Origin of the sequence: Virgibacillus senegalensis (genome assembly GCF_000821245.2) — a bacterium.
Taxonomy (GTDB): domain Bacteria; phylum Bacillota; class Bacilli; order Bacillales; family Amphibacillaceae; genus Sediminibacillus; species Sediminibacillus senegalensis.
Map to the genome: position 1 here is coordinate 164,753 of NZ_LN611424.1, position 11,559 is coordinate 176,311.

Here is an 11,559-nt window from a genome sequence, read left to right on the forward strand (position 1 = left end):
AATGATGGGGTTCGATTTGACGTTCACGCACTTATTTCATTAAAGCCCCTTATGGTTTTAAAAACTGCGTTTCCCTGTCCAAGCCCCTTGCATTTTACTTAGGAATACTATTTGCCCAATATGATATGCGTCATGCATTGCTAAACTCTTCAATTCGAGTATTAATGGATTATCTTCTCTCGGGACCTGTCTATACAAATCTTCTTGGTCTGATTTTGCCAGTATTTTTTCAAGTTCACGATGAACATTAGCGTATTCTTGTTTTGTTTTCTTCCAGTTTTCTGCCGTTTCAGTTGGTAGTAGAAATGTGGCTTCATTATTTTCTGCCTGTGGTTCATTCGCTGTTTCACCAAGAAAGCGCACCAGAAATCTCTTTTCATAGAAAAGTAAATGACAAACTAATTCCCAAATGGAATGAGCCCCCTCGACTGGTTTCCAAAGTGCCTGTTCATAAGTCATATCCTCTAGCACTTTTTCAAGTGGTGGAAACCATTCCTCTTTATCCAAGCAGCTTGCCCATTGTTGTAACAAAAGTGTCCTTGCATCCATTTCTATTCCCTCCCGTTTAATCATTTTGATGAAGATTCATTTTCTGGTGTGTTATAGATAGTTATAAAGCAGCCCTTTAAAGGTACAATGAACGTTAATGCCACAGAAAATTCTGACAACAACAGTTTATCATATGTTTTGTTATCAGAGATAGAACAACTCATTGTGGTTATCAGTAAAGAAGGGGCTGTAACAGCCCCTTCCGAATAGTTCCATCTTTATGCATAAAATACAGAAAGACATCTGTTGTAATACATTCTGCGATCTTCCAAACCGTTGTATCCGCCATTTACCCTTAAGGTGACGGCTTCTACAGTTGGGTTCGTATCACATAATGCATTCATATTGTTTGACTCCCACCAGAATCCAGCGCTGGACCATGGATAGTTTTCAGCCACATAATCAACCCCTTGGTTTACAATTTCGGGGTCACCGATATCGTTGGCAAATTGCGTGTAGTTATAGCGTCCTGTCAATTGGATATAACCTGCGCCTTTGAATTTGGGGCCATCACCAGGTTCTGTGTTGCCTAAATCTTCACGCCCCTCATAATCTTCGCCAGATGCTAATTCCTTGGTCCACCGTCCGGCACCAGATTCGTGACTGCATTGGCTGATAAAGTGGCAAATCCTTGATCTGGTTGTGATATTATATCTCTCTAGACAACTATTTAAATCTTCTAAAATAGCATCCGATAAATACTCACTTGACCAGCCGACTTGGTTCAACTGGCTTTCGGTTACACGGGTGACAGGAGCATCGCCGTCTCCAGGGGGCGGATCACCACTTCCGTTGTCATAGACTAATAATTCCTGTCCGACTTGAATAAGATCCGGATCGCTAATATTATTCAGCTCCTGAATTTCGGCCAGAGTCATGCCGAAGCGTTGAGCGATGCTGCTTAAGTTGTCGCCAGCCTGTACGATATAAACGATAGTACTAGGAGTAGGATCACCACTTCCGTTGTCATAGACTAATAATTCCTGTCCGACTTGAATAAGATCCGGATCGCTAATGTTATTCAGCTCCTGAATTTCGGCCAGAGTCATGCCGAAGCGTTGAGCGATGCTGCTTAAGTTGTCGCCAGCCTGTACGACATAAATCGTGGTATTCGGAGTCGGATCACTGCCGCTGTTATCGTAAACCAATAACTCCTGCCCGATTTGAATAAGATCCGGATCGCTAATGTTATTCAGCTCCTGAATTTCGGCGAGAGTCATGCCGAAGCGCTGAGCGATGCTGCTTAAATTGTCGCCAGCCTGAACGACATAAACGATGGTACTAGGAGTAGGATCATCGGCTCCGTTGTCATAGACTAATAATTCCTGTCCGACTTGAATAAGATCTGGATCGCTAATGTTATTCAGCTCCTGAATTTCGGCCAGAGTCATGCCGAAGCGTTGAGCGATGCTGCTTAAGTTGTCGCCAGCCTGTACGACATAAATCGTGGTATTCGGAGTCGGATCACTGCCGCTGTTATCGTAAACCAATAACTCCTGCCCGATTTGAATAAGATCCGGATCGCTAATGTTATTCAGCTCCTGAATTTCGGCGAGAGTCATGCCGAAGCGCTGAGCGATGCTGCTTAAATTGTCGCCAGCCTGAACGACATAAACGATGGTACTAGGAGTAGGATCATCGGCTCCGTTGTCATAGACTAATAATTCCTGTCCGACTTGAATAAGATCTGGATCGCTAATGTTATTCAGCTCCTGAATTTCGGCCAGAGTCATGCCGAAGCGTTGAGCGATGCTGCTTAAGTTGTCGCCAGCCTGTACGACATAAATCGTGGTATTCGGAGTCGGATCACTGCCGCTGTTATCGTAAACCAATAACTCCTGCCCGATTTGAATAAGATCCGGATCGCTAATGTTATTCAGCTCCTGAATTTCGGCGAGAGTCATGCCGAAGCGCTGAGCGATGCTGCTTAAATTGTCGCCAGCCTGAACGACATAAACGATGGTACTAGGAGTAGGATCATCGGCTCCGTTGTCATAGACTAATAATTCCTGTCCGACTTGAATAAGATCTGGATCGCTAATGTTATTCAGCTCCTGAATTTCGGCCAGAGTCATGCCGAAGCGTTGAGCGATGCTGCTTAAGTTGTCGCCAGCCTGTACGACATAAATCGTGGTATTCGGAGTCGGATCACTGCCGCTGTTATCGTAAACCAATAACTCCTGCCCGATTTGAATAAGATCCGGATCGCTAATGTTATTCAGCTCCTGAATTTCGGCGAGAGTCATGCCGAAGCGCTGAGCGATGCTGCTTAAATTGTCGCCAGCCTGAACGACATAAACGATGGTACTAGGAGTAGGATCATCGGCTCCGTTGTCATAGACTAATAATTCCTGTCCGACTTGAATAAGATCTGGATCGCTAATGTTATTCAGCTCCTGAATTTCGGCCAGAGTCATGCCGAAGCGTTGAGCGATGCTGCTTAAGTTGTCGCCAGCCTGTACGACATAAATCGTGGTATTCGGAGTCGGATCACTGCCGCTGTTATCGTAAACCAATAACTCCTGCCCGATTTGAATAAGATCCGGATCGCTAATGTTATTCAGCTCCTGAATTTCGGCGAGAGTCATGCCGAAGCGCTGAGCGATGCTGCTTAAATTGTCGCCAGCCTGAACGACATAAACGATGGTACTAGGAGTAGGATCATCGGCTCCGTTGTCATAGACTAATAATTCCTGTCCGACTTGAATAAGATCTGGATCGCTAATGTTATTCAGCTCCTGAATTTCGGCCAGAGTCATGCCGAAGCGTTGAGCGATGCTGCTTAAGTTGTCGCCAGCCTGTACGACATAAATCGTGGTATTCGGAGTCGGATCACTGCCGCTGTTATCGTAAACCAATAACTCCTGCCCGATTTGAATAAGATCCGGATCGCTAATGTTATTCAGCTCCTGAATTTCGGCGAGAGTCATGCCGAAGCGCTGAGCGATGCTGCTTAAATTGTCGCCAGCCTGAACGACATAAACGATGGTACTAGGAGTAGGATCATCGGCTCCGTTGTCATAGACTAATAATTCCTGTCCGACTTGAATAAGATCTGGATCGCTAATGTTATTCAGCTCCTGAATTTCGGCCAGAGTCATGCCGAAGCGTTGAGCGATGCTGCTTAAGTTGTCGCCAGCCTGTACGACATAAATCGTGGTATTCGGAGTCGGATCACTGCCGCTGTTATCGTAAACCAATAACTCCTGCCCGATTTGAATAAGATCCGGATCGCTAATGTTATTCAGCTCCTGAATTTCGGCGAGAGTCATGCCGAAGCGCTGAGCGATGCTGCTTAAATTGTCGCCAGCCTGAACGACATAAACGATGGTACTAGGAGTAGGATCATCGGCTCCGTTGTCATAGACTAATAATTCCTGTCCGACTTGAATAAGATCTGGATCGCTAATGTTATTCAGCTCCTGAATTTCGGCCAGAGTCATGCCGAAGCGTTGAGCGATGCTGCTTAAGTTGTCGCCAGCCTGTACGACATAAATCGTGGTATTCGGAGTCGGATCACTGCCGCTGTTATCGTAAACCAATAACTCCTGCCCGATTTGAATAAGATCCGGATCGCTAATGTTATTCAGCTCCTGAATTTCGGCGAGAGTCATGCCGAAGCGCTGAGCGATGCTGCTCAAATTGTCGCCGGCTTGTACAATATAAGTGATCGTATTAGCATAAGTTACTGCCATTTTCATAACCTCTCTTTTCTAATAGAATAGTTTGGAGTGAATCGAACAATGGAGTAAATCTAGGATGTTTTCATAGGGGGCTAGATACTAAAGCGAAGGTGTATTCCTACAAATGCAGTCATAAGCCGGTAGCGACTAGGTTGAAAAGATGCCAAGGCATATCATCACCTCTTTTTTTAAAATTTAATCTTCGGGAGGAAGACTATGACTATATCGTAAAGGGAAATAGCGTTTTAAAAGTTTCCATTAAGTTGGCCAAATATCGGAAAAAACTTCTGAAAAACTCCTTGAAAAGTATTTCTTTCTTTAGGAGAATTTTCTATATAAAGGGAGATGATAAACATGGAAATGATTCAGCTGCAGCATCCAGAAGGAAAGCAAGGTGCAAGAATCCGTTTGGATAAATATGACCTTATCAAAAAGGAAATAGTATCGACCGTTCGTAGGGGCGATGGCATCTCTTATAAACAATTGACAAAAGAAGTGAACGAAAGACTGAAAGGGAAATTTGAAGGATCCGTTACTTGGTATGTCACTGCCGTTAAACTGGACTTGGAAGCAAGGGACATGATCAAAAGATATACCCACAAAAGATTGCAATACCTCGCAATGACGGATAAGGATTAGATAGAGATGTCAATAACGGAATAAAAATAAACGGTTATTTTTGGGAAAGGAAGGAAAATACAGATAGTTGTCGAAATAGTGTGTTAGCAAATTTCACTCTCTTTATTTCGTGAGATGCGATCTGTTAAAATTATTGAGCTGTTTCTCCCGTCAGACGGAATGTCGATTGTGGATTCAGGGCCCAAAAGGAAGAAGCTTCATAAAGAGTAATAGTAAGCCACGCGTGATACCTCAAGATAGCTCACACCTGGAACAATCAGTAAGAGGTCCGTTCATTTTTGTTCCATCACTTCATTGGTTAACGAATTAGCGTTGCTGTTTAAATAGGGGCGCTCTGCAGCACCTTGGATTTCAGCTCGAATATTCATCTTTTCCGATTAGGTAAACCAGGGAGCAGGACAGCACCATCGTCCTTTTCATTGCATCCTATAGACCCACCGTTACATTAGAAGTTTTTACGAATATCTTTGTTTAGTTAAATATCGGAATTTTCCAAAAATAAAAAGCGGGACTATCCCATATAAATAAAAAGAAGCTGTAAGATGTTTCCGGTAAGGGGGTGATTTATCGCGATAATTGTAAGCGCTTTATCTGATGAAGCAGTACATTATATTAGGCGCTAAGTCATTGGCTGAAGGATGATGATATGAATTCAAAGGAGGCTTGACAATGGGTGAACCGGAAAAAGTACAAACACTTGATGATAAACAAAATTGGTATTGGAAGAAAAACATCAAGCTTATCTCGTTTTTACTGGTGGTTTGGTTTCTTGTTGGCTTAGGTGGGGGTGTGCTTTTTGCCGCTCCTTTAAACGAAGTACCCTTTTTCGGGGTGACATTATCGTTCTGGATTTCACAGCAGGGCGCCATTCTGGTATTTATCCTCTTGATTTTGATTTATGCCATTAGAATGGACAAATTGGACAGGGAGTATTTCGAAAAGAAAGACCAATAAAAAGACTATAGGGACATAGGGAGGTATGGCATTGAGTGTAGAAGCTATTACGATAATCATGGTACTGATCACCTTTGGACTCTATACAGGGATTGGCTGGTGGTCGCGGGTAAAGGATACGTCCAGCTTTTATGTGGCAGGGCAAAATGTTCCTACGGTGGCCAATGGAGCGGCAATTGCTGCGGATTGGATGTCTGCTGCTTCGTTTATTTCCATGGCCGGACTTGTTGCGTTTTTAGGATATGACGGAACGATTTATTTGATGGGATGGACTGGTGGATATGTACTTTTGGCCTTACTATTGGCCCCATACTTAAGGAAGTTCGGAAAATTTACCGTGCCCGATTTTATCGGAGACCGTTTTTATTCCAGCTCAGCCCGGACGGTTGCTGCAATTGCGACCATCTTTATTTCTTTGACTTACATTTCCGGTCAAATGCGAGGGGTCGGAATTGTATTTAGTCGATACTTACAGGTTGATATTATTGTTGGCGTTTTAATCGGAATGGCCATTGTCGGCTTCTTCGCCCTTCTTGGAGGGATGAAAGGGATCACCTGGACACAAGCTACTCAATATTTTGTCATCATCATTGCTTTTTTAATCCCCGCTATCGCTATTTCACTTCAGTTAACGGGGAATCCCGTTCCACAGCTTGCACTTACGGGCAGTGATATCGTGGATCGATTGACTACTCTGCAAATCGATTTAGGGATGACAGAGTACATGGCTCCATTCACGGATTTGTCCTTGCTCAATGTATTCATGATTACATTGGCATTAATGGCCGGAACGGCTGGACTGCCACACGTAATTGTTCGTTTCTATACGGTTAAAAATGTCCGGGCTGCCCGGTGGTCGGCAGTATGGGCTATTATATTTATCGCGTTGCTCTATTTAACTGCACCTGCTGTTGGCGCGTTTGCCAAGTATAATCTGATTAATACCATCGCCGACCAGCCGCTGGAAGAAGTGCAAGAGATCGACTGGGTAAATAAATGGGAAACGACCGGCTTATTACAATTTAATGACTTAAATAGCGATGGCATCGTTAATTTTTCGGAAGGGGAAGCAGACAACGAGGTTGTCATTGATGGGGACATCATCGTTCTGTCTACGCCTGAAGTCGCCAATTTAGCGCCGTTTATCATCGCCCTGGTGGCAACAGGCGGTTTAGCGGCAGCCTTATCGACCGCGTCAGGATTGTTGATCACCATGTCGAGTGCGGTCTCTCACGATATTTACTACCGGATTTTTAATAAAGAAGCTTCGGAAAAACAAAGACTGCGGGTTGGGCGTCTCACCTTATTGGTCGCTCTGTTGATTGCCGCCTATGTTGGGATCAATCCGCCAGGGTTCGCAGGGGAAGTCGTTGCCTTGGCATTCGGTTTAGGTGCAGCGAGTCTCTTCCCGGTTATCCTACTTGGAATATTTGATAAACGAATGAATAAAGAGGGGGCGATTGCCGGGATTCTTACAGGCTTGATTTTTACCCTTGTGATGATCGGCCTTATTCTCTCGGAGTCCATATTCGGAACCGATGGCGCAATCTTGAACAGCTTCTTTGGTATCAATGCTCAAGGGGTTGGTGTTATCGGTATGCTTCTAAACTTCATCGTGAGCTTTATCGTGTCGCGCAATACACCGGCACCTCCAGTGGAAATCCAGCAGCTGATAGAAAGTGTCCGGGCACCTGAAATGGACAGCGAGCTGGAAATTGCAGCCACAAAAGAAGATAACTAGTCAGGATTTGGTATTATTGGTGAGAAGGAGGCGGATACGTTGGATATAATCAATATCATCGCAAGTTCGGCGACAGTGCTCGTATGGTTTCATCCTAAGATGGGCTTGCAAACCTTTCGGAAAGTAATAGGCATTACGTTATTTTTGGAGCTGTTCTATTTAATCGGAGCATACTTATTAGACTGGCCTTTTCCCACACCACTGGTGCTCATCCAACTTTTTATTGTTACCGTATGGGGTGTTGTCCTGGGAATTGCATTTTCGCGTATCTGGCCATTGCCTTCTCACAAAGGGTTTGAACGCATCTTTCGTACATTCCTGGTGGTGATACCGGCACTGGGACTTGGAATGGGATTACAAGTGCTCTTGCAGGGTGCTCAGGCCACACAGGCTATTTATCTGATTTTTGCATTGTCGGCATGGCTTGGATCTGGTCATTTTATTAGGAAAACAGTGACGAAGCAGTATAGTTTAGATGGCTAGGGTCATGATTATACACTTGAACTATAGTTGGAAGGCTATTTTAAAGTGACTGGAATAAAAAAGTAGGGGCAAAGCCTGAACCGAACGATGATTCGAATCTCTGAGTATTCGAACTCGTTCGGTTTTTTTGCGTTTTTTCAGGTGAATTAAAATTAATTTAATGGACAAAACCTTTCTAATTCGATTGTAATGAAAAAGTACATATCTTAAATATGAATCTGTTTGAAAATATGACTAGCGCGGGAAAGCTATCGTAAAGGCAAATACCGACTTTAGAGAAGTCTACCGAAACGAATTAGAGAAAAAGGTAAAAGCATTTTGAATACTTACTTAATAGAATCTTTTAATCATAGTCAGGCCTGGCAGTTATAATTTATAAATATATCAAAAAAATAAGGGTTGCCATTAAAGGCACCCTCCGAGATTAGATGAATCATATGTAATAGAAAACGGTACTATCATATCTCATAAGCTGAATAACAAAAGCCTACTTGCCTCAACGCAGTTCCAGATCCTGCTTTGCTGCCGAATATGTTGTAAACATCAAAGCTTTTCCCTTGGTAGTCATCATAAGCCACTATTTGATAGTCATTTCCGTGAGTATTTACAGCATAACTAGTTTCTCGTGACATTGATTTAGTAACATCAAAACCCACTCCCCCTGAAATCGTTCCAGAAGATACTCCTACATTTGCACTATAACTGTTCGATACAGAAGCAGTTTGTTTTAATGTTAAAACTCCATCTGCACCACCTGTGCCGGAGGTTCTGGCTTGGACAGAAGTACCACAAAGTTGGCCAATATTTCTTACATTTTTAATGTTATAATACAGACCCTGAGGTTGTACGATTTTCTCATTCGCTTCAACTTCTTTATCTGCTTTTTCGGAGGAGACACGGACTACTTTGATTAATTTGGCATCAGGAGTAGGTTTTTCCCATCCCATTTCTTTTATAAATTCTTCTGGATTATCAGGAGTGATGTCTTCCACTTTTGTATCTGGTGAAGATGCGGCAGTGACTGAAGATGTACTGAACATAAATACCATTGCAAATAAGCTGAGTAATGATAAAATTGAGAAAAATTTCTTCTTACTTAAAGAAAAACTCATAAACTATCCTTCCTTTCTGTAAAATATTGTTACAAATTAATTGTAAATTACTAGGATATGGATTTCAACCCCATAAAAGGTTAAAAATGGGTTTTGATTTGTTAATTAGACATGTACAATTATCCGTAGAGGAGGATGATAGAATGCAAAAAACATATATTGGTTTAGCCTTTTTATTATTAAGTGCTATTATTTATGGATCGACTTTAATAGCAGCTTCTAATTATTCTTACGTATTATTGGAAAATGGATGGAACGGCCAAATTGGTATTTTCGGTACTGCATTAAAAGAGGTTGGAACCATTCCTATAATAATAGCAATTTTGTTAGGGGTTATAGGTGTGGTGTTAATATTAAAAGCATATATAAACAAACAGTAATAGAATTTTAAATATGATAGAAATTTTAATCCTAAAATAGAGGACATTACGTTAGGTTCGTAATGTCCTCTATTTTAGGATTTTTCTTTCCCTCACTGCATCATGAAGTTGAGCGACCTATTCGGAATACAATTGATGAATTATTGAGAAGTGATGAAGAACTGAAGAAAAAAGTGATAAACGATAGCAGGCAATTGGCTTATCCGAAACTGAAGGAGTTTGACATCGTATTTTTAAATGGAGGCCGTTCTTTTGGTGATTAAGTTGGTAGTTACCCTTTTGAATAAGGTAGCGGGATGGGACTTGTCCTTGTATGGCGGGTTCTTTTTATGGAATTTCGGACCACTCATCCTCATGGTCGGGGAGGAATCGGTTCCGGTACGGTGAAAGAGAAGTACAAAGAAGATTAAAACAGGTAAATAAAACGACGGCCTTGTCCCTGTTGGTAGGAGGGGGCAAGGCCGTTTCTCCTGTGAAAGAATTCCCGTTTTAAAAAAGATTGGCAAGATTTTGCGTGGCTTTATTGGTATTTTGAATTAATTGGGCAAGCTGTTCTTTATTTTCGGTTTGCGATTGGACAGTTGCCGAAATTTCTTCAAGCGAAGCGGAGGCTTGTTGTAAGATGGAAGCAAATTCGCTTACCGCTCCTTCAATAGAGCCGGTTTCTTGATCGATATGTTTCGCGACGGTACTAAATGAGTGGATTTCCTGTTTCAAATTAGCAATCGACTTTTCAATCGATTCAAAGATTGCTTTGTTTTTGATCGTTCCTTCGATATTTTCATCCATTTTTCTCGCGACATTACTCATTTGGTCTTGTGTATCGAGATTGTTCGAATGAATTTCATTCAGTGTAGTAGAAATCTGGACAGCGGTTGTATCTGTTGTTTCAGCAAGTTTCCGGATTTCCTCGGCTACTACGGAGAACCCTTTCCCGGCTTCCCCAGCCCTTGCCGCCTCGATCGATGCATTCAAGGCAAGTAGGTTCGTTTGAGAAGTAATCTCCTGGATAGCCTGGATGGACCCTAAAGAAGACTCGATATTCCCGCTCAGTTGCTGCATATTCTTTTCCGTTAAATTGATGAACTGTTTGAATTCGTCCATTTGGTCACTCAGTAGTTGTGACTGTGAGCGACCTATATCGATTTGAGTCGTCATATGAGTGGTCGAGTCGATAATTTGATCCACTCGGCCATTCATCACGTCCACTTGTTTTGCGGTGCTTTCTATCGCATTTGTTATATCGGCGATGGCATTTTCCTGTGACTGTGTTCCCGACGCCATCTCTTGAAGCGCCATGTTGATTTCCTGGGTCACTGCTTTCTCTTCTTCCGATTGTCCTTCTATCTTAAGCATATTTGCTGCAATGACTTCCGAGTTATCTGCTAACGCAACACGCTGTGCTTCTTCCTTTTCCAGTTTTTCTGCCATTGCAATCTGGGTGGAGCTGAGGTTCTTTTCCAGGTTGCCCATGATTTTTTGCTGGAAAAACAGAACAATGACAGCTAAAGAAAACAGCAGCAAATAGGTGCCTATATCGGATGAATAGACATCTCCGTTTAAAGTAAAAGCGAAAATGAGCAACCCGACTCCGAAAACCGTACCGATGGCATAGAGGATCAGATTCATATAAAGGGCGGAACAAATCAACAAAAAGTAAATCAAGGAAAGGTTGTTTTCCGAGGGGCTGACAATGATAATCGCTCCCAAAAGCACCCCCAAACCAATTATCGACAAATAAGCTAATTGCTTCGTCAGACGCTTGGTTAAATTCAAGAAAGCGACAACGGCACATAGTATTCCGCCGCCGATAGCAATGGTCAAAATAAGTTCCAGTGGTTTTCCTAAACTCATCTCCACCACTATGCCTAAGATAACCGATAGGATCAGCATCATTAAGATGACGTTATTCTTTTTTCTCAAGGTTTTAAGATTTAATTCTTCGATGGACATTCCCATTCTCCTTCGTTCTTTTATACTATAATAGTAGCAGAAAAATAAAAAAAAGCACGTATTTT

General features: G+C 42.4%; 10 protein-coding genes. 6 read left to right on the forward strand and 4 right to left on the reverse strand.

Annotation, left to right across the window (positions count from 1 at the left end):
- Window positions 1-57: 57 nt before the first annotated feature.
- Both BN1067_RS05130 and BN1067_RS05135 read right to left on the reverse strand, forming a co-directional pair.
- Window positions 58-549, reverse strand: a complete 492-nt coding sequence (locus BN1067_RS05130) for a DinB family protein (RefSeq protein ID WP_053217818.1) — start codon at window positions 547-549, stop codon at window positions 58-60.
- Window positions 550-767: 218 nt separating this feature from the next.
- A complete protein-coding gene (locus BN1067_RS05135; RefSeq protein WP_199868470.1) occupies window positions 768-4,244 on the reverse strand; it encodes a LysM peptidoglycan-binding domain-containing protein in 3,477 nt (1,158 codons plus the stop codon).
- 342 nt (window positions 4,245-4,586) lie between these two features.
- On the opposite strand from BN1067_RS05135, the gene BN1067_RS05140 reads away from it, so the two are divergent.
- From BN1067_RS05140 to BN1067_RS05155, 4 genes are all read left to right on the forward strand, one after another.
- Window positions 4,587-4,871: a DUF6958 family protein gene (locus BN1067_RS05140; RefSeq protein WP_053217819.1), complete on the forward strand. Its 285-nt coding sequence runs from the start codon at window positions 4,587-4,589 to the stop codon at window positions 4,869-4,871.
- A gap of 669 nt (window positions 4,872-5,540) precedes the next feature.
- Window positions 5,541-5,825: a DUF4212 domain-containing protein gene (locus tag BN1067_RS05145; RefSeq protein WP_053217820.1), complete on the forward strand. Its 285-nt coding sequence runs from the start codon at window positions 5,541-5,543 to the stop codon at window positions 5,823-5,825.
- Between the two features lie 31 nt (window positions 5,826-5,856).
- A complete protein-coding gene (locus BN1067_RS05150; protein WP_053217822.1) occupies window positions 5,857-7,566 on the forward strand; it encodes a sodium:solute symporter family protein in 1,710 nt (569 codons plus the stop codon).
- Between the two features lie 39 nt (window positions 7,567-7,605).
- Window positions 7,606-8,049 (forward strand): hypothetical protein, encoded by a 444-nt coding sequence (locus BN1067_RS05155; protein ID WP_234400632.1) that lies wholly within the window; start codon window positions 7,606-7,608, stop codon window positions 8,047-8,049.
- Between the two features lie 458 nt (window positions 8,050-8,507).
- Here the strand turns inward: BN1067_RS05155 and BN1067_RS05160 are convergent, their stop codons facing one another.
- The gene (locus tag BN1067_RS05160; protein ID WP_053217824.1) at window positions 8,508-9,161 is read right to left on the reverse strand and encodes a hypothetical protein; all 654 of its coding nucleotides are present in this window, start codon (window positions 9,159-9,161) and stop codon (window positions 8,508-8,510) included.
- A gap of 143 nt (window positions 9,162-9,304) precedes the next feature.
- Between BN1067_RS05160 and BN1067_RS05165 the strand changes: the two genes are divergently transcribed.
- Window positions 9,305-9,541 (forward strand): hypothetical protein, encoded by a 237-nt coding sequence (locus BN1067_RS05165; RefSeq protein ID WP_053217826.1) that lies wholly within the window; start codon window positions 9,305-9,307, stop codon window positions 9,539-9,541.
- A gap of 252 nt (window positions 9,542-9,793) precedes the next feature.
- Window positions 9,794-9,928 carry a hypothetical protein gene (locus BN1067_RS20590; protein WP_407701349.1) on the forward strand — a complete coding sequence of 45 codons (135 nt, stop codon included), beginning with the start codon at window positions 9,794-9,796 and terminating at the stop codon, window positions 9,926-9,928.
- Window positions 9,929-10,030: 102 nt separating this feature from the next.
- Here BN1067_RS20590 and BN1067_RS05175 read toward each other — a convergent pair whose 3' ends face one another.
- On the reverse strand, window positions 10,031-11,494 hold the full coding sequence (locus tag BN1067_RS05175) for a methyl-accepting chemotaxis protein (protein WP_053217830.1): 1,464 nt from the start codon (window positions 11,492-11,494) through the stop codon (window positions 10,031-10,033).
- Window positions 11,495-11,559 lie beyond the last annotated feature (65 nt).

Bases quoted from the DNA above. Each gene is read 5' to 3' on its own strand.
- BN1067_RS05165 (WP_053217826.1), top strand. From the start codon at position 9,305: ATGCAAAAAACATATATTGGTTTAGCCTTTTTATTATTAAGTGCTATT.
- BN1067_RS05140 (WP_053217819.1), top strand. From the start codon at position 4,587: ATGGAAATGATTCAGCTGCAGCATCCAGAAGGAAAGCAAGGTGCAAGA.
- BN1067_RS05145 (WP_053217820.1), top strand. From the start codon at position 5,541: ATGGGTGAACCGGAAAAAGTACAAACACTTGATGATAAACAAAATTGG.
- BN1067_RS05130 (WP_053217818.1), bottom strand. From the start codon at position 549: ATGGATGCAAGGACACTTTTGTTACAACAATGGGCAAGCTGCTTGGAT.
- BN1067_RS05160 (WP_053217824.1), bottom strand. From the start codon at position 9,161: ATGAGTTTTTCTTTAAGTAAGAAGAAATTTTTCTCAATTTTATCATTA.
- BN1067_RS05175 (WP_053217830.1), bottom strand. From the start codon at position 11,494: ATGTCCATCGAAGAATTAAATCTTAAAACCTTGAGAAAAAAGAATAAC.
- BN1067_RS05135 (WP_199868470.1), bottom strand. From the start codon at position 4,244: ATGGCAGTAACTTATGCTAATACGATCACTTATATTGTACAAGCCGGC.